The following is an 18,329-nucleotide window of genomic DNA, read 5'->3' on the forward strand; positions in this document are numbered from 1 at the left end:
TGATGCCGGTCAGGCAGGTGCGCTCCTGTTGCGCAGCATGACCGGTGTACTGCTATTTGGTATACTCCCGGGTTTCAGGCGCTTTGTCTAAACAAGAAAAAGATTTTTGAAGACAATTTTAGCGTTCAGAATATCCGCCAACAAAAGGCGGACAAAACACTGCGGAGTATCACTCAACAAAATACCAGGTTGCCTGGCTTTCAAAGGTAATAAATTATTCCGACGATTGCCATTTTACGGCAACAAGGCAGTACTCCCCAAAACATAACCAAATGAGTTCCAATTACGTAGTCCATTGTGTTTCTCTCTGATTACCATTATGAATGAGTAGAAGCATGGAACTCATAAGCCATAGTGGTAATCAACCGTCGGTTGACGGACCTTTAAAAACTAAAAAATTTAACAGATGAAAAAGTTTACTTTGTTAATTGCAGTATGCCTGATTGTGGCATCGCTGGGTGTAAACCCAACTTACGCGCAGGAGTCGGAAGATCCCGGCCTGATACTGGTGATGGAAGAGTTTGTTGCTCCTTCCGATATGCCGCAGTTCTGGAACGTACAATCAGAAGCCATCAAGCTGTTCGACGAGCTTAATTTCGACATGAAGTTCTGGACCTACCGTACCGATCACAACTCGTTCTACTGGGCGGTGCCGCTCCGGAATTTCGGATCGATCGATGAATTTTATGCCCGGCACATGAAACTTACGGAGCAACTAAAAGAGAAGGGCTACGATTCGGCTGCCAAATTTCGCGACCTGTCCAACATCAGCCAGTTTGTGGTGCGCTGGAACAAAGATCTGTCGTTTCGCAAAACGGAAAGGGTAGAAGGTGCCGACCCCGACAAATTTTATGAATGGATGTTTATGTACCTGAAATCAGGTCATGAAAAAGAAGCCGCTGAAGCCTGTCAGAAGTACATTGATTTCTACAAAAGCATTGATGAAGATTATCCGTGGGACATATACGAAGTGGTGTTTGGAGAGCACACTCCCTGCTGGATTCTGGAAGTATCGTCGGAGAGTGAAGCCACATTGCGTGCCTTGGAAGACGAGTTGCAGAAGAAATACAAGGAGGATTTTATGAAGCTGTGGCAAAACATGATTCCGCATGTCCGCGATATGGAAAGCAAAAAAGGCTGGTTCCTTCCGGGCTGGTCCAGGTTTAGTGAAAACTAAGTAAAAGTACTGCGGTGTTGCCGTTATGCCGTATTGCCGCGATGGAGGTTAGCCGTCTCAGTATTTAGGGATTGAAGGATTGATGAGATTGAAGGATTGAAATGTTCAATATCCAATAATCAATTCTTGCTGATGTATTAAAAGTCCTTTCAGGACATCGTGCCTTTAAACCTGAAAACCTGTTGGTGACAACATTTCAATCCTCTGTAAACGCACCAATTGTAATCGCTAGCAGCTTGTCGCCTGAGGCTTGAAGCTATCATACGCCAAATTGAAGGAAGCAAAGAACCAAAACACCGGCTATTGAGTATCTTTGAGCAAAGCACAACCAATAACATCAGCACAAATGGAAGCGGATAACGGGAACAAAAGCGAAAAAAAGAAAGAAGATCTTCCACAGAAAAATGAATCGTGGATTGATAAAGCGGAAGCATTCATCGACGAGGCAGCCGACAAAATACACAAAAGCGACACTTACCGCAAAGCCGACGAAACAGTGGAAGAAGCCACCAAAAAGCTTTTCCGCAAAGCCGGACGCTGGTGGGGGAAACTCTGAATACACCAGGACGATCTACTGTTGCTACATTCGGCAGCGGACACCGCCATACATTTTCTGATCTTGTTTCATTGCGTCCGCTGCGTGCTTGGCACACATTGCGGGTCATTGCGATCCGTCTGTTGACGGAAGGAGGAAGCATGCTCGGGATGGTTTCTCCCATGTCCGGGATCGCCATGACATTTTATTGGATGATAACCCGCTGCGGGCTTTTGTTTTTACTGCCAGGGTATGGTTTTGTATAGTCCGCGGCATGATGACTAAGATGCGTACCGTCATTGCGAACCGTCGGCTGACGGTGAAACAATCTGACCACCCGTCGACCCCCTTTGTCGGCCACGCTAAAGCCTTACGCTGACATTTCCCCCAAACGGGGGAAAGAATTGGATGATTGGATTTTTAGGAGGGAAAAAATACCCTTTCATAGATTTTTTGATGCAGGTTTTTATTGAAACACTTTGGATCTTACAGATTTTGAAAAGGCTAAAAATCAAAAAGCTATCCCCAGGCTAATACCTCCCCGGTACATGGGGTAAAATAAATTTTTTCCTTTTATGTACACATTATGGCTGTCAGACGACACATCGATTTTATTTCCCCACATAGAGGGCAGATCGTCAACAACATCTTTGACATCATTATAAATATCGTCCACCTGCTCCGGGTCAGATACATAAATATGGGTATCCACCTTTCCAAGGCCGGCTTCAAGACCAAAAAAGAACAGGTCGAGTGTTACCGTTTTTGAAATCAGAAACTGGTACCCCAACTGACATCCTGCACCAATGGTATGAATCTTTGCATCATAGTTTTCGTTGTAACTCGAATTGCCCGGATCATCCACAATTTCTCTGATGTTATCAGCCGAAGCCGAAATTCCCTGGTATTTGATGTAAGGGGCAATGTAAAAACCTTTTGGAAGCATACTTGCCCCGGTGTAGTGACGATAAGCGGCACGAAGAGAAAAAATACCCAATTCATCATTGGAAATGTTTTCATCCTCACTCCAGGTCATCCCAAACTTATCGACAAATGTACTTTTGATTGGAAAGCCAATTCCAAATTCGAGTGCGTTCTTTTCATTTAGCATACGTTCGTACTCAACAACAGCACTGTTTAACGGAAGACTCATGGGCAGAATTTTGATCGTATTTTTCTTTTCCTGCCCCCGGATACCCATGGAGATCAGGCTAAAAACAAGGATTGATAATATGGCTTTCATGATGGTTGATGTATTGGTTTATATAAAATTACTAAAGAAATCAGTCAAAAGAAATGAAGAAACAAATAGAATTTGGTTGAAAACAGAAAAGCAATTTCAACCCAATAGATGTAGTTATTTCTTTAACTGCCCGGTTATCCCACGTTAATGAAAAAGGCAGGCGAAGCAGGACCACCCCGTCAGCGAATCCTTGGGGCCACCCCTCCTGCGAGGAAGGGAAAGTTGAAGTGTAATACCTCTTCACCCCCTTTGTCGGCCACGCTAGAATCTTATGCTGACATTTCACCCAAGCGGGGGAAAGAAAGCCGGCATATGTTACCGATCTTCTTTCCCTTGCTTTTAGGCAGTATTGTGGTTCCTGTTCAGAACCCGTATGTTAATAGGCTTTTGGCTTGTATTTCTCGCTGCCGGTGTTCCAAAGCGCAAAACTCAGGATGTCGGCAAGTTCTTCGAAATCCCTGCTTTTGGTATTGTCGATGCCATGCCCGGCTTCGTAATCCACCCGGAAGATCACCGGGTTGTTGTCCTGGTTGATGGCCTGCAAACGGGCGGCAAATTTTCCGGGATTCCAAACCGCTACACGCGGGTCGTTCATTCCGGCAGTGATCAGCGCAGGTGGGTATTTCACGCCCTCTTTCAGGTGGTGGTAAGCATCCATTTCCAGCAAAGCCAGAAACTCCACCGAATCTTTTACCGTCCCAAATTCCGGTATATTGGCGGGGCCCCCGGGTTCGAGTTCAGTGCGAACCGCGTTCATAACGCCCACCGACGGAATGGCTGCGGCAAACAGGTCGGGGCGTTCGGTCATCGCCCGTCCGATGAGGATACCACCGGCACTTCCGCCGTAAATGGCAATTTTTTCGGGAGTGGTGTACTGTTGGTCCACCATGTATTCGGCACAGGCAATAAAGTCTTTCCAGGTATTGGGTTTGGTGGTTTTAAACCCGGCTTTGTGCCATTGTTCACCCAGCTCGCCTCCGCCGCGAACGTGGGCAATCGCAAAAATGCCGTCTTCGAGGCACCACAGCAAGGTATTGGGGCCAAACCCCGGATCCATCGAAATGCCATACGAACCATAGCCAAAGAGCAGCAGGCGTTTGCTGCCGTCCTTTTTTAAGCCGTTTTTGTAGATGATCGACAAGGGTACTTCCACCCCGTCGTGCGATTTTACCATCACTTCTTCCACCACCAGGTCTTTGTACTCGGGAAATTCGGGAATAACCGACAGGTTCTCCAGCACAAAGGCATCGTTCGCCAAATCGTATCTGAAACGCTGGCTGTTGCTGGTCCAACCTGCCAGGGTCACCCACACTTCGCTAAACTCAACTCCTTTGCTGCGGACCATAACGGTTCCGGCAACAAAGGGAAGTGTCAGTTCGCGGCTTTCCCCGTCGTAGGGTTTGAAGTACAGTTTTTCCTGTACCCCGTTTAGCTTCCTGGTGTAGTAAACCCCGTCTTTGGTGAGGGTAAAGCCCGACAGCTTTTGTCCCGGGTCTTCCGGAATAAAGGTCTCGGCTTTGCTGATCTCAGGCTGATCGAGCGATACCCTTAGCAGCTGGAAGTTGGGAGCATCTTTGGGAGAATACAAAAAGAGGTCTTTCTGATTGGTGGCCCAGTTGTAGATCTCGTCTTCGCGGCCAAACAGCAACTTCCATTCGATCTGATCGTTGCCCAGTTGATCGCCCGGAGCATAAAACACCTGTGCCCGGTTGTCGACATTGGCTGCCAGGGCATACACCTTGTCGCAATCGCGGTCGTAAGCCGCCACCGGAATATCCATTTGTCCCAGCCCCAGTCCGGGGTATTGTTCTTTGGAGAAGAAATCGGTGTCGGTGGAAGCATCGGTGTTGATTTGGTGCAAACAGGTTTTGGCCTGGGTATAAAAGCTAAAATCCCTGACATTGTCGGAGCCCGTGCGGATATAGAGGAAGCTGTTTTTCCCTGGGAGCCACGAGGTAATTCCCAGCACCTGCTCAACGCGATCGGGAAGTAATTGGCGCTCGTCCACTTTCATCACCATCAGGGTAGCCAGCTCCTTTCCGTTGGGCGTTACGCCAAAGGCCAGGTATTCGCCGTCGAAAGTCGGAAGAATGTTGTTGATCACATACTTTATGGTGGAGTCGTTGCCAAAGGTTTCAGGGTCGAAAAGCAGTGTTTCCGAACCGCCCAGTCCTTCGCGATAGAAGAGTTTCCCGGTATCGTCGTCGGGGGTGGTTTTCAGGTAGAAATAGCGGTCGTTGTCGGTGATGCTCAGGTTGGTGACCCGCACCGTGCGGCGGCTGTCGAAATCGTACATTTTATCCAGCAGCTCCTGCCGGGCATCGATGCTTCCGAGCACGGTTTTGGCATAGTCGCCTTGTGCTTTTAGCCACGCCATGACGGTGGTATCTTCGGTGTTTTCGAGGTACTGGTAGTCGTCGGTAAGCGTGGTTCCAAAATAGGTATCCGTGACCGGTTTTTCAGGCGCCAGCGGTGGTTTTTCCACGGTCTGGTGTTGGGTACATTGCAGAAAAAAAGCGGAGATCGCTGTCAAAAGTAGAATTCGAGTTTTCATCTGTTTGTTTTTAGTTCTTTTTAGTGCGGATATTCAATTTACGTAAATCGCAGGTAAAAGACAAGTGAGCGCTTTGATTAGTGTATTGGAAACCAGTGGGTTTGGGTTTGGGTGAAAAAGGAGAGGAAGCGGGAGGGTGACCACCCCCGGCTGGATGGCTTCTCCCGTGCCCGGGATCGCCATGACATTCATTTGGATGATAACCCGCCGCGGACTTTTGTGTTTATTGTCAGGGGATGGTTTTGTATAGTCCGCGGCATGATGACTAACATGTGCACCGTCATTGCTATTTGTCCGTCCACTGACGGAAGGAGGCAGCAATCCCGGGATGGCTTCTCCCGATACCCCGGGATCGCCATGACGATTAACGTTTGTTACACCGGGCAGCGGACACCGGCATACATTTTCATACATTGTTTCACCATGTCCGCTGCCTGTCTGACACACATTGCGGGGTCATTGCGACGACGATCCGTCTGTTGACGGAAGGAGGAAGCAACCTTGGGATGGCTTCTCCCGATACGCCGGGATCGCCATGACGATTAACGTTTGTTACACCGGGCAGCGGACACTGGCATACATTTTCATACATTGTTTCATTACGTCCGCTGCCTGTCTGACACACATTGCGGGTCATTGCGACGACGATCCGTCTGTTGACGGAAGGAGGAAGCAACCTTGGGATGGCTTCTCCCGATACGCCGGGATCGCCATGACGATTAACGTTTGTTACACCGGGCAGCGGACACCAACATACACTTTCATACATTGTTTCATTACGTCCGCTGCCTGTCTGACACACATTGCGGGTCATTGCGACGACGAACCGTCTGCTGACGGAAGGAGGAAGCATGCTCGGGATGGCTTCTCCCGTGCCCGGGATCGCCATGACATTCATTTGGATGATAACCCGCCGCGGACTTTTGTGTTTACTGCCAGGGGATGGTTTTGTATAGTCCGCGGCATGATGACTAACATGTGTACCGCCATTGCGATTCGTCCGTCAACTGACGGACGGGGAAGCAATCTACCCCACTTCTTCTGCTCCACAACATATTGACAGTCAGCTGTGTTTTTTATAATTTGCAAACAAGTTAAAGCCGGCACACAGATATAACCGACAAGCATTCGTTTATTCTGTAAGACTTTTGAATTCCTTCTTAATCCTCACATGTACCCCGTGGTACATGCACCCGCCTCCCCAAACCGGTGGCGTGGATACGAAAAAGGCCACCTGCCCGGCCTGTCTTTTCAGACGGGCCTGTCTGCCCGGAAAAGCTTGCAAGTGGCCGGTCAATAATCTTAAATTATTAACTTTTTAAATGTAACAAAAATGGCAAACATTGATGATTACAATGATCTTTTAGCCAACATTCAGGCGATTCCCGATGAGGAAACCACTGAACCCACTCTTCCGGTGGATGTCGCTTTACAGGAAGCCGAAAACCTTCACCACTGGAGTTTAGACGATGCAGCAGCATTGGAAGTGGTTGGAATTACGGCCGACATGATCAACGCACTGCCCGTGCGCGCCGGTGCCTGCCGCGAAGCACAGTCGATCTGGAACAAAGATTACCGCTCGCAGCAGGAAGCCCAGAAACAGTGGGCCGAACAGGTTCCCGAAGCCTATGCTTTCCGCGACGACCTGTTGGCTTCGATGCGTTTTGCCTACCGGAAAGACGAAGCCCTGTTAAGCCGGGTAAGCGCTATTACCGAAGGGAACGGACATGCCGATATGATCCAGGACCTGAACGACATCGCTGTGCTGGGGCGCGAAAATACCGATCCGCTTACGGCCATCGGTTTCGACCTCGATCAGCTTGATGTGGCAGCTACCCGTGCCGACGAACTGGCCGATCTGCTGGCTGAAGCCAACGGCGACAAAGCCGATCCCAACGAATCGAAGCTTATTCGCGACAAGGCCTATACGCACATGAAGTCGCTGGTTGACGAGATTCGCGAAGCCGGGAAATATGTGTTCCGGAACAACAAAAACCGGCTGAAAGGTTATTCCAGCGAATACTGGCGAAAACAAAACCGCAAGAAAGCCGACGATGTAGAAGTAACTGATTAGAAGCTTCCTGTTGTGTTTTGGGGCGTCCTGTTACCTTGCAGGGCGCCCTGTTGGTTTGTACCCCTCCCTGTAGCACTTTGAGGCCTCCCTGTTAAACAGGGCGGGTAAAAAGTGAACAGGGAACAAAAAAAACGTAACAGGACGGTAAAAAATCCTACAGGGCGACTAAAAAACCTACAGGGAGCGCTCAAAGTGCAACAGGGCAACAAAATACCTCACAGGGCCACTAAATCACTGATCCGGACAAGCGAAACGCACCCGACGCAAGTCGTCAAAAGATAAAAAAAAGTGATCACGAGCCCTCGGGAGAAGCAATCTGGTTAGCATTTCGATCCTTGAGTTGAAGGAGTGGCCATTCAACCACTCCCCCCCGGCTATAGCCGTACCCCTGCTGGCAGGAGGGGAAAATCTGTGAAAGGCGTAATTCTATAGGGCTGATTTTAACCTGGAACACGAACCTTTCTCCTCCTGTTTAGGAGGAGTGGGCTTTTGCGGCAAAGGAGCAAAAGGTCGAGGTGGTTGGGGAGCCTGCCACCCGCAATCGATCTCACCGCTCGTTGTTGATAAAGAAAGTACGCTGCCTCCTCAGACCAGGTCTGATTTCTGCCGGCTTCATACACGAGTCTGAAGACGCGCACCAATGGGGTTTCGAGAGAAATAACTGCCGCCGGCGTGCCACGGGGGTCACCGTGCAGGAATGGTTGGCAACATACCATCCGGCTCAGCCAGCGGGATGCAGGTAGGGCTCTTAACCGGATGGAAAGTGCCACAGGCGGTTCTTCTAGTTTCCGGTATAACCGTCACTCAATGTCAACAGAAAGGCAACGATGGCATCTTCTTCCTCGCCGGTAAGCCCCAGATTCCCAAGTTCGTTTGTGTTTACATTTTGTGCAACTTCAGGTGCCGGCCAGGGCTCCACATCCCGGGTATTGTAGAAGTGTACCAGCTCTTTCAGCGATTTAAAGTACCCGTTATGGGTGTAAGCCTTGATAAATCCGTTTCCTTTCATTTTTCCGACATTTCTCAAGGTTGGTACCTTTTGTTTTCCCATGTTCTCACCGGCCATTGCCATCCACTCCGGATTCGGATGACTTTGCAGAAATCCTCCCAAACCCAGGTCTACCCAATCTTTGCCCATCGGATTAATGGGGGTTCCGTCGTCCAGATAAACCTTATCCATGGAGTAGAACGGGTTGTCGGGATTCTTCGGAACGCCCAGATTATCGAAGGTAAAATCGGTGAAGAGAGGAAGCATGTGGTGGCCTTCGTGTTCTTCGGCACGGCTTGGGTGACAGGCTGTGCAGTTTCCTTTGTCCTCTGCTTCGAAAAGCATCAGTCCTCTGGCTTCCTGTTCAGTAAGCTCCGCTTCGCCCCGCATGTAAGCATCAAACTTCGATGTGAAAGGATTCACTTCCGTTGAGCCTTCATAGGCGGCAATGGCAACTCCAACCCTGTCGTAGTTTCGGTCTGTTTCAGCGCCGCTGGCCCAGCCTGGAGGTTCGCCCCAGACTTCCTCCCACAGCCATGCATATTTCGACGCTGCGATCTGCATCAGAACGTCCTCTTTTGATGGTGCATTCTGTTCCACCGGATTAAGAAAGGGACCCAGCGCCTGCTCGGCCGAAGGCAAACCCATTCCTTCCAGCATCACAGCGTCGGGATTGAGCAGGAAATGTTCGCCTGTGGCGCGACCGTCCCAGAAATTGCCGCCCTCGAAAATACCTTCCTCGTCGATGTGCAACACCGGGCTGAAGGCAGCATAAGCAGCACTCGGTGGTTTACGGTTACCAAAGCGGTGCGGCACCGCTCCCCGGTAAACCGAGCCTTTTAAATTGATCCCGGGATTGGGACCTGTAAAACCTAGCCCCGGATCGTGACACCCGGCACAGGCCATGTTTTCGGGGGAAGAGATCTTGTCGAAATAGATGTTTTTACCCAGTAACTGCAAATCAGTCAGCCCATCGGTTTGGGCCATCTTGAGTTCCGGAACTCCCGTTTCGTCGTTCAACATTTCCTTTTGGCAGGAAATGATCAGTGTCGTCAGCAAGACGACAACTCCCATCTGAAGTAAACTTTTTGATCGTTGCATAACGCTAAAATTTAGGTGTAAGCTGATTTTGTTACAACCTAAAAGGGCGTGTGTATTTATTAAGGTACTTAAAAATCAGTAGTTTCACTTGAAGTATTGGACCTTTTTTATTCGAACGCACCCGGCGCAGGTATTCCGATTTATGTGCTAAATCATAAACAGCCGACTAAGTCTGCTGTACAACAATGTGCCTTCCCGGGCACTGTAAATATTTGTCCGGCTTAACGATTCTCAGACCAGGTCTGATTTCTGCCGGCTTCGCGCACGAGTCTGATGACGCTCACCGGCAAAGAGACAAGCGGGATTCCCTTCCCCTGTTCAGGGCAGCCAGTCGACACCGGGTGCACGGTATCTCCCGGTTTTTTTAGCCGCTTCGTCGATGTCTTCGGGGAGCATCAGCGGGATGCAGGTAACGCTTACCAGTCCGCTCGCCGATGCCTGCAACGAAAAGGCCGCCATGCTGCTGTTGTCGGGCATATCGAAAATGCCGTAAATATCGTATTCGCCAAAGGCGTAATAAACATTTTCCACGCTTCCTCCCAGCGAGCCCGCCAGTTCATGAATCACCGAACGCCTGCCCGAACCTCCTTCGCTAAGCAAGCCCTGTACTCCTTCGCCAATGTATTTTCCGCAAACCAGGTACTTTGCCATCGTATTTCGATTTAAGACACTACAGTCTGTTATGTAACTACAGCCTACGTCGTGGGGTGGAAATGGTTGCAAAGCGGATTGGGGCAAAACTCTTCTACCCCTCGTTTGTAACGAGGGGTTTCGGGTTTATCGTTTTTAACGATAAGAAACTTCAAGCTTTTGTATGAATAGTATAAGGCTGTTTTTCTGTGTCGATACAATCGACTTGCTTTTTACCCCTCGTTGCAAACGAGGGGTAGAGGAGTAATTTGCTATTTCGAGAGACTTATTAATTACCTTTATCCATATGGAAATTGAAGAAGAAAAGATTCAATATTTTCAGGAGAAGATTCTTGAATGGTACCAAGAAAATGGTCGACATTTTCCATGGAGAAATCCATCTGCAAGTAATTATGTAAAAATTATTTCCGAGGTGCTTTTACAGCGCACAAAAGCTGAAACAGTCTCAAAATTTTTCCCAACGTTTGTTAAAAAGTATGCCTCTTGGAAACAACTTGGGAATGCGACAGAAGCTGAACTTCAAGATTTCTTGAAACCACTTGGATTATATAATCAGAGAGGAAGTAGGCTTTTTAAATTGGCCCAAGAAATGAAAAAGCGCAACGGAAGATTTCCCCAGACCCGAGATGTTGTTGAGGAAATACCAATGATGGGTCAGTACATAACAAATGCCTATGAGTTATTCATATTAAACAAACCATCTCCACTTCTTGATGTAAATATGGCACGTGCTCTTGAACGATATTTTGGCCCAAGAAAACTTGCTGATATCCGATACGATCCTTACCTCCAAGGTCTTTCAAAAAAAGTAGTACAGCATCCAAAGTCAAAAGAAATCAATTGGGCTATCTTGGATTTCAGTGCATTAAATTGTAAACAAAGATCACCCTTATGCACAATCTGTTGTTTGAAAAATAATTGTAAGTATTACTCATCAGCAAAATCTGGAAATTAAAAAATCTTATTTTTGTTTAAAACCCGGATTTTTGTTACGATACCCGGTTTTTGCTTTATTTTGCCCCACATGAAAGAAAAGACACCGATCTATATCGACCTTTTTGCTGGTTGCGGAGGACTATCGCTTGGGCTGCACAATGCCGGATGGAAAGGGTTATTTGCAATTGAAAAAAACTCTGATGCCTTTAAGACGCTCGAATATAACCTTATCAAAAACAAAAATCATTTTGATTGGCCTGATTGGTTGCCACAGCAAAGTCATGAGATTAATGAACTGATTAAGAATTACAAAAAGAATTTAGAGGCTCTTAGAGGAAAAGTTGAATTAGTTGCCGGCGGCCCTCCGTGCCAAGGATTTTCAACCGCAGGAAGAAGAAAGGAAAGTGATTCTCGCAATAACTTGGTAAAATCATATATAAAATTTATCGGTCTGGTTCAACCTAAACTATTATTCTTTGAGAATGTAAAGGGATTCACCCAAGAGTTTAAAAAGAATAAAGATAAAGGCAAAAAGTATGCAAGTTATGTTGAGGAAGCATTGAAGAGGAAAGGCTACTATGTAAAAGGTCAGCTTATCAATTTTGGAGATTATGGTATTCCACAAAAAAGAACACGATTTATATTGGTAGGGATCCACAAAAGTGTTCAAGGAGCTAATAAACAAAAAGCAAAAGAGTTCTTTAATTTACTCGGGAAAAATCGATTTGAATTTTTGAAAGATAAAAACCTTTCTGTAAACACGAATTTAAAAGATGCGATATCTGATTTATTAAAAACAAATGGCGAAGTTCCTTCTCCTGATTCTTCTAATTTTAATGCTGGTATTTATTCAATCACAGGGAGTAAATACCAAGAACTAATGCGAGCCAATGTAATTGAAGAAATTCCAGACAGTCATCGTTTTGCTAACCATAAAGAAAAAACAGTTGCAAAATTTCAAGAGTTTATCTTATCAGACAGGAAGAATAAAAATTTAGGTAATGCAACACGAGAAAAACACAAAATAAAAAAGCACACAATTATTCCATTGGATGGTGAAGATAAAAGCCCAACCATAACAACTTTGCCCGACGATTACATTCATTATAGTGAACCTCGAATTTTAACTGTAAGAGAATACGCACGGATTCAATCATTCCCTGATTGGTATAAATTCCGGGGGAAATATACAACGGGAGGGAAACTTCGTACGCAAGAAGTTCCTCGTTATTCACAAATTGGTAATGCTATTCCGCCATTGTTTGGAGAACAAAGCGGTGAAGTGTTAAAACAGCTTTTATAAATGGCAAAAGTACATTTCAGAACAAATGTTGAGTTAAAAAGTATCATCGGGAAGGATTTAATTACTGATGACAATATTGCGGTCCTAGAACTTGTAAAGAATTCGTTTGATGCAGGCTCGAAAAAAGTGGATGTCATTTTTGAAAGTGTTATTCCAAAAATTGATGTCAAATCATATAAAAGGAAGAATAATTCAAAAATCATTATCTCTGATCAAGGTAAAGGCATGTCAAACTTTGATATTGAGAACAAATGGTTAAATATTGCCTACTCGGAGAAAAAAGAAAAAAAGGAGGAATACGGAAGAACGCTTGCAGGGAATAAAGGTGTTGGTCGATTTTCTTGTGATCGGTTAGGTAAATTTCTGACAATTTATACAAAGCAAGAGAATAGTGAGAATTTTATTCGGTTATCCATCGATTGGGAATTGTTTGAAAAGAAAGATGATATCAATTTTAATATTCAAGATGTTGAATTTGATTTATTCGAAATTAGTTCGATAGAGTTTCAATCAGAAACAAATATTGGTTCTTTTCAGTCAGGAACAGTTTTAATGATTTCTTCTCTAAGGGAAATTTGGAGTTATGATAAGATACTTGATTTGAAACGACAGCTTGAAAAATTAATTAATCCAAATCAATCATTTAAGTCTTCCAAGTTCGACATTAACATTATCGCTTCCGAATTCAAAGAGCAAGAAAAAAAGAAAGGGGAAAATGAAAAAATAAATGGGCTTGTAAAAAACCAAATATTTGAAAAATTGGATTTTAAGGTAACAAGCATACAAGCAAAAATTACAAGAGATGGAAAATTCATCATTTCGATTTTAAAAGATAGGGGAAATTCAATATTTACATTAATTGAGAAGAATCCTTTTTACTTACTAAAAAATGTAAAAACACATATATATTATCTTAATCCTTATTCTAAGGCTTATTTTAGAAAACAAACAGGCATTAGGTCGGTCGATTTTGGTTCTATTTCACTTTTTATAAATGGATTTAGAATACCTCCTTACGGTGATTTTGGTGACGACTGGCTTGGCATGGAAAGTCGTAAAGGCCAAGGAAGAACTAGATTTCTGGGAACGAGGGAAGTTATTGGTCGAATTGAGGTAAAGGATAATGATGATATTGCACTCGATGAAGAGAATGACGTATTTAAAATTATTTCTAGCAGAGCAGGGATTGTAAACAATGAAATATTTTCTCAACTAGCAAAGAGTACAGATCCTTATGGATTCTATTACAGAATTTTTAGGAGATTAGAGAGATTTGTTGTTGAAGGAATAAAATGGGATAGTGTTGCGGAGAGAAATTATTCTAAGCTTGAAAAAGAAGTTTTAAATCCAAGATGGGATGAGTCTAAAGAGAAATATGTTGAAGATTCATTATCTAGAAATAAAAGAGTTTACTCCGTCGTTCACAACATAATAGATACTAGAAAAGATGATTTGATCCGATTGAAGATAAATCAAGATTTTGTTTCAAATTTAATTAATGAACAAAAACAGAAAATCGATAAAGAACTTGAGACTATTACAAATCAAATAAATCAAAGTCATCTTTCTCCAGAAGAACTTAGTGATTTTATTGAAAGGTTAGAATCCTCAAATAAAGAATTAGAAGATTTTAATAATAAAGTTGGTGGAGGTGAGACCACTAAAACGCTAAAAGGCGATCTTGAAGCTAAAATAGAATTTCTGTCAAAACAAAAGGCAGAGCTTGAAAGTAAATTAAAGGAGGAAGAAGAACAAAGGAGAACGGCAGAAGAAGAACAAAAGAGGATTCAAGAAGAACTAGAATTAGAACGAGATAAGAACACCTATTTGCTAAGCACCAAAAGAAACATGAGTGAAGACGCAAAAGGTTTAATTCATAATGTTAAGCAGACAAGTAAGAGATCGAAACAGAATGCTCAAAGTCTTTATGATGCATTTGTTCAGGATAATGTAAAAAAAAACCAGGCCTTAAAATTGTTGAGTACTATTATTTACAATTCGGAAAAAGCATTGAAAATTTCCAATTTAATTACCAGGGCAAATTTCAAAGCTAACCAGGACTATCAAGATGTGAATATTGTAAAATTCTTGGAACAATATCTGGATCTCTACAATGTAATATATGATGATAATGAAATTAATTTCGTGTTAGAGTCGAATGTTGAATCATTCTGGAAACGAATCAGCATACTTGATATTTCGCTAATCATCGATGATTTAATTTCAAATTCCGATAAAGCCCATGCCAAATCGGTAAAAATTATTTTAGAAGAAGATAAGGACTCAAACTTAATAATGATATTTACAGATGATGGTGATGGCCTATTACACAAATTCGAAAAAAATAGCGAGGTTATTTTTGAATTAGGTATCACTACCACGGATGGTTCTGGAATTGGATTAAATTATGTTAGAAGGACGTTAGCGAAAATGCAAGGCAAGATTAGATTCCTTGGAAACAATAAATTCTTAAAGGGAGCCTCTTTTGAAATCGTTATTTCAAAATCATACAAATAACACACTATGAATTTACTATTAATAGATAACGAAGACCTCACGGAATCTATATCAGACATTAATGATTTAGCAGTAAAAAAAAGTATTCCAATTAAATGCTATCCCCTTCATGTCGGGCTGCCAGATGGAAATGATGTAATTGATGAAAATGGGAAAATAAGCTTGCAGTTAGTTCGTGATAAATTAGATAGACTATATGGGAATAGGCGTTTTCATATGGTAGCCTCTGATTTTAAGCTAAATGATGAAGAAATTGATGGGGTCGCAATTATTCGACAATTAAACGGAATCAGCAATACAAGAAAAGCAGCAAAGATTTTATATTCTGCAGAATTGGATGAAATTGTTCAGGGTTATCTTGAAATATATAAAAAAGATGGTGATTTTGACCGGTCTTGGAGAGATTTTAAGGCGCTAATTACTTTGAATATTCTTGACTTTGTTATAAGAGACAAGATTGAAGAATGCATTATAAATTTAATTGGTAAAAATGGCGATAATGGTGATGATTATATTGTTGATGAACTACTTTCGCACTCAGATTTGTCATTTAATCCATCGTTAGAGATTTACGAAGGAATGACATTAGGTGAAATAGCGGATCAATTAGTTAATAATGATTCTCAATCTCACAAATTCAAAAGAAAATTAATCCAACTCGCCGTCGCCGATCTTGTGAATTTGAACAATGAGTAAACTTTTGCATATTATTCATCCGAAAGACAATTCTACCGACTTCTTGGAAGAGATTCACACTTACCTCTCAGAAAAATATGAGGAACGAATTCATGTTAGTAGACTCCATACAAGGGAAGATCATAATTATATTTTTAAACAGATGCGGCAAATGCCCACCGATACTTTGTATTTGTTTTTTGGTCATGGCACAAGTACATGTTTGAGTGGAGCAATCACACGCGATTTTGAATACCCTCAATATATATCAGATGAACAGCTGCAAGTCTTTGAAGGCAAAAATGTAGTCTTGTTGTCTTGTAGATCTGATCAGTATCTTCAAAAATACTTCAAACAATGTAATTTAAAATCAGCAATAGGATTTCCGAATATGATAACTGATGATATCGAAACAGAATATCCTGAACCGGAGTCATTTGAAGAAAAGGTTACTTCTGAAGATATATTAGCTTATAGAAAAATTCTTGTGGATGTTATGAAATATTCTCTGGATGATTATTTAAAAGGGAATTTTTCTTCGTCACAGCTAATTGATCGCATGAGACTAAGAATAAATAGAAAATTGATAAACTTTTATAAGGAAAATCCAAATAAAGGTCACTTGCCGTTTGGAATGATGTTGTCCGAGCTAGCTAATGATGTTAGTTATTTTTCGAATTAATGTACAGAATAATTCAAGCCAAACATGTTTCTTCTATTCAAGAATTAAAGAACTAATCTTATATCTACCTAATTGAAATGTTTGTTTACCGGTATTTGGCAGTGATTGGTGTTGCAAGGAATTTTTACGTAAAAAATCAGACAACAAGTTAAGATTATTATTTAAATGAGGATTTTCATGTATTACACGAAATAACCTATACCAACTGCACCAAACTGCTCTTTTATCTTCTTCCTTATCTGAAAAATGAGAAAAATTTCGACCAAGTATCCATAGGTGAATATTTGAAATTTCTTGATTCTCTATTTTAGGATTCTTATCTAAACGGTTCAACAAAACTTTAGGATCGTTATTTTCAATCCATTCAGAAACCTTTTCAATCCATTTCACTGCTTGCGTCATAAAGTTATGAGCCATACTATTTCGTGCCTGCATAGATGGTCCGAAATCATCGTACCATTTTAACTGCACTAAAATGAGAGTTCGTGTTTCTTTATCAAAAAGCATTGCATCAATATCTGTTACAAGCTTCCCTGCCTGTTTTAGATTGATGTTTGAAGACGTTTTGAATATATTGACAGCAGGAAAAAGCTGATATAATTCTTTTTTATAAACATCCTCTCTTTTATTCACTGCTATGGAATAATCTCTTTCATAGTTTAGCTTTAAAGCTCTTACTAAGTATGAAAAAGGATTAATTAATGTTCCAGCAGCTGATCGCAATACAAGTTCTTTGCTAATTCGAATTGTAGGAGGGGTTGAAACACCTGCATCTCTGCCCAGAATTTCAATATTTTCGTCATTCAAAGTGATGTTTTCCAAGAAATTATAAACTGAATTAAAATTGAGTTTCTTGTGAATTGAAACCGAATTTGCTAAATCATCGAGTCGATAAGGTAAAGTATGAATGTTCCATGGATTTATTTTGTAATTTGTCTTCTTAAGTAAAGCTAAGCAATGGTCTTTATGCTTAATTGAATATCCAATTAATGCCTCCATTATTGAGATTATCTCTCCAAAATTTAAATCTCCAAATTTGGAATCAATTGGGAATGCATCATTGCTATGATACCTGATTCGATAGTCCTTTCCCGATAATTCATAAAATTCATCTAATTCTTGAGTACATCCATATTTTATAAAATAATCTTTCCAAACCTCAACCTCTTCGAACAATTGTTTTTCGATAATAGGTTCTAACTCTAACATTCTGTGTTTGTCAGATTCTTGTGATTTGACATGTCCCTGCCACCACAAAAAATCTTCTACTCCCAATGCTTCTCTTCCAGGGTTTTCTGTTTGATTAATAAAAAGGTATTCATTCCCGAGTTTTGATACTTTGAAGAGCCCTTGTTCTGTAAGTTTGATTAATCGTTTAGTATATCCTAAGTAACCGGAGTTAATTAGTACTTGATTTATCCAATTAATGGTTTGTTGATTTGCTGCAAATAATGGGAATCCAGATTCTTTAATAGAACTATCCAGAAATAGTTTTAAGGCTTCATAAAATCCTGTTCCAAATAATCTTTCTCTTTCTATATCTTCCTCTGTGCTGACCTTATTTATCTGTTTTAAGAAACTACTAACAGATGAATGGTCAAGACATCTTACAATTTCTGTTGCTGCTATTCGATTATCACTAAATCGATTTGATTTTTTAAGTTCCAACTGCTGTTGTTGAACTAAATAGTTGAGTTGTTGGATTAACTTATTCATAGTCTATTATTAGTTTTGTATTTTTGCCCTTCATGCGGCTCATGTTATACAAACGCCCGCCTGACTGAAGCATTCGGGCAGGGGTTGCTTTATCGTGCACATCCATCCCAAAAGATTCATTCAAGCTAAAGATAAAAAATGAAACACGTGCCCCTGATGCTAGCGGCATCAAATGTC

General features: G+C 42.4%; 13 protein-coding genes. 8 read left to right on the forward strand and 5 right to left on the reverse strand.

Annotation, left to right across the window (positions count from 1 at the left end; translation table 11 throughout):
• The first annotated feature begins 406 nt into the window (after positions 1 to 406).
• Both D1614_RS09140 and D1614_RS09145 read left to right on the forward strand, forming a co-directional pair.
• Positions 407 to 1,177: a hypothetical protein gene (locus tag D1614_RS09140; RefSeq protein WP_119437608.1), complete on the forward strand. Its 771-nt coding sequence runs from the start codon at positions 407 to 409 to the stop codon at positions 1,175 to 1,177.
• A gap of 346 nt (positions 1,178 to 1,523) precedes the next feature.
• Complete coding sequence (locus D1614_RS09145) at positions 1,524 to 1,733, forward strand: hypothetical protein (RefSeq protein WP_119437609.1); 210 nt, start codon at positions 1,524 to 1,526, stop codon at positions 1,731 to 1,733.
• A 490-nt stretch (positions 1,734 to 2,223) separates the two neighbouring features.
• Here the strand turns inward: D1614_RS09145 and D1614_RS09150 are convergent, their stop codons facing one another.
• Both D1614_RS09150 and D1614_RS09160 read right to left on the reverse strand, forming a co-directional pair.
• The gene (locus D1614_RS09150) at positions 2,224 to 2,955 is read right to left on the reverse strand and encodes a hypothetical protein (protein WP_147384133.1); all 732 of its coding nucleotides are present in this window, start codon (positions 2,953 to 2,955) and stop codon (positions 2,224 to 2,226) included.
• A gap of 376 nt (positions 2,956 to 3,331) precedes the next feature.
• The gene (locus D1614_RS09160) at positions 3,332 to 5,509 is read right to left on the reverse strand and encodes a prolyl oligopeptidase family serine peptidase (protein ID WP_119437612.1); all 2,178 of its coding nucleotides are present in this window, start codon (positions 5,507 to 5,509) and stop codon (positions 3,332 to 3,334) included.
• Positions 5,510 to 6,842: 1,333 nt separating this feature from the next.
• Here D1614_RS09160 and D1614_RS09165 point away from each other — a divergent pair.
• Positions 6,843 to 7,583: a hypothetical protein gene (locus D1614_RS09165; protein WP_119437613.1), complete on the forward strand. Its 741-nt coding sequence runs from the start codon at positions 6,843 to 6,845 to the stop codon at positions 7,581 to 7,583.
• Between the two features lie 781 nt (positions 7,584 to 8,364).
• On the opposite strand, the gene D1614_RS09170 is transcribed toward D1614_RS09165, so the two are convergent.
• Positions 8,365 to 9,672 (reverse strand): cytochrome-c peroxidase, encoded by a 1,308-nt coding sequence (locus D1614_RS09170; protein ID WP_206609964.1) that lies wholly within the window; start codon positions 9,670 to 9,672, stop codon positions 8,365 to 8,367.
• Positions 9,673 to 9,990: 318 nt separating this feature from the next.
• On the reverse strand, positions 9,991 to 10,323 hold the full coding sequence (locus tag D1614_RS09175) for a GYD domain-containing protein (protein ID WP_119437615.1): 333 nt from the start codon (positions 10,321 to 10,323) through the stop codon (positions 9,991 to 9,993).
• Between the two features lie 286 nt (positions 10,324 to 10,609).
• Between D1614_RS09175 and D1614_RS09180 the strand changes: the two genes are divergently transcribed.
• The 5 genes from D1614_RS09180 (at position 10,610) to D1614_RS09200 (ending at position 16,436) form a co-directional block, all read left to right on the forward strand.
• On the forward strand, positions 10,610 to 11,278 hold the full coding sequence (locus D1614_RS09180) for an HhH-GPD family protein (protein ID WP_119437616.1): 669 nt from the start codon (positions 10,610 to 10,612) through the stop codon (positions 11,276 to 11,278).
• A 69-nt stretch (positions 11,279 to 11,347) separates the two neighbouring features.
• Positions 11,348 to 12,562, forward strand: coding sequence for a DNA cytosine methyltransferase (locus tag D1614_RS09185; RefSeq protein ID WP_119437617.1), 1,215 nt, complete (start codon positions 11,348 to 11,350; stop codon positions 12,560 to 12,562).
• Positions 12,563 to 15,079, forward strand: coding sequence for an ATP-binding protein (locus D1614_RS09190; protein ID WP_119437618.1), 2,517 nt, complete (start codon positions 12,563 to 12,565; stop codon positions 15,077 to 15,079).
• Between the two features lie 6 nt (positions 15,080 to 15,085).
• Entirely contained in the window at positions 15,086 to 15,775 is a 690-nt protein-coding gene (locus D1614_RS09195) for a hypothetical protein (protein WP_119437619.1), read from the forward strand.
• A complete protein-coding gene (locus tag D1614_RS09200; RefSeq protein ID WP_119437620.1) occupies positions 15,768 to 16,436 on the forward strand; it encodes a hypothetical protein in 669 nt (222 codons plus the stop codon). The genes D1614_RS09195 and D1614_RS09200 overlap by 8 nt, the downstream gene beginning before the upstream one ends.
• 33 nt (positions 16,437 to 16,469) lie before the next feature.
• On the opposite strand, the gene D1614_RS09205 is transcribed toward D1614_RS09200, so the two are convergent.
• On the reverse strand, positions 16,470 to 18,152 hold the full coding sequence (locus D1614_RS09205) for a hypothetical protein (RefSeq protein WP_119437621.1): 1,683 nt from the start codon (positions 18,150 to 18,152) through the stop codon (positions 16,470 to 16,472).
• Between the last annotated feature and the right edge of the window lie 177 nt (positions 18,153 to 18,329).

It is taken from the genome of Maribellus luteus (assembly GCF_003576475.1).
In the GTDB taxonomy this organism is placed as follows: Bacteria; Bacteroidota; Bacteroidia; order Bacteroidales; family Prolixibacteraceae; genus Draconibacterium; species Draconibacterium luteum.

What these genes read in the sequence shown, in the direction of transcription:
- D1614_RS09140 (WP_119437608.1), top strand. Translation starts at nt 407, where the DNA reads ATGAAAAAGTTTACTTTGTTAATTGCAGTATGCCTGATTGTGGCATCG.
- D1614_RS09145 (WP_119437609.1), top strand. Translation starts at nt 1,524, where the DNA reads ATGGAAGCGGATAACGGGAACAAAAGCGAAAAAAAGAAAGAAGATCTT.
- D1614_RS09150 (WP_147384133.1), bottom strand. Translation starts at nt 2,955, where the DNA reads ATGAAAGCCATATTATCAATCCTTGTTTTTAGCCTGATCTCCATGGGT.
- D1614_RS09160 (WP_119437612.1), bottom strand. Translation starts at nt 5,509, where the DNA reads ATGAAAACTCGAATTCTACTTTTGACAGCGATCTCCGCTTTTTTTCTG.
- D1614_RS09165 (WP_119437613.1), top strand. Translation starts at nt 6,843, where the DNA reads ATGGCAAACATTGATGATTACAATGATCTTTTAGCCAACATTCAGGCG.
- D1614_RS09170 (WP_206609964.1), bottom strand. Translation starts at nt 9,672, where the DNA reads ATGCAACGATCAAAAAGTTTACTTCAGATGGGAGTTGTCGTCTTGCTG.
- D1614_RS09175 (WP_119437615.1), bottom strand. Translation starts at nt 10,323, where the DNA reads ATGGCAAAGTACCTGGTTTGCGGAAAATACATTGGCGAAGGAGTACAG.
- D1614_RS09180 (WP_119437616.1), top strand. Translation starts at nt 10,610, where the DNA reads ATGGAAATTGAAGAAGAAAAGATTCAATATTTTCAGGAGAAGATTCTT.
- D1614_RS09185 (WP_119437617.1), top strand. Translation starts at nt 11,348, where the DNA reads ATGAAAGAAAAGACACCGATCTATATCGACCTTTTTGCTGGTTGCGGA.
- D1614_RS09190 (WP_119437618.1), top strand. Translation starts at nt 12,563, where the DNA reads ATGGCAAAAGTACATTTCAGAACAAATGTTGAGTTAAAAAGTATCATC.
- D1614_RS09195 (WP_119437619.1), top strand. Translation starts at nt 15,086, where the DNA reads ATGAATTTACTATTAATAGATAACGAAGACCTCACGGAATCTATATCA.
- D1614_RS09200 (WP_119437620.1), top strand. Translation starts at nt 15,768, where the DNA reads ATGAGTAAACTTTTGCATATTATTCATCCGAAAGACAATTCTACCGAC.
- D1614_RS09205 (WP_119437621.1), bottom strand. Translation starts at nt 18,152, where the DNA reads ATGAATAAGTTAATCCAACAACTCAACTATTTAGTTCAACAACAGCAG.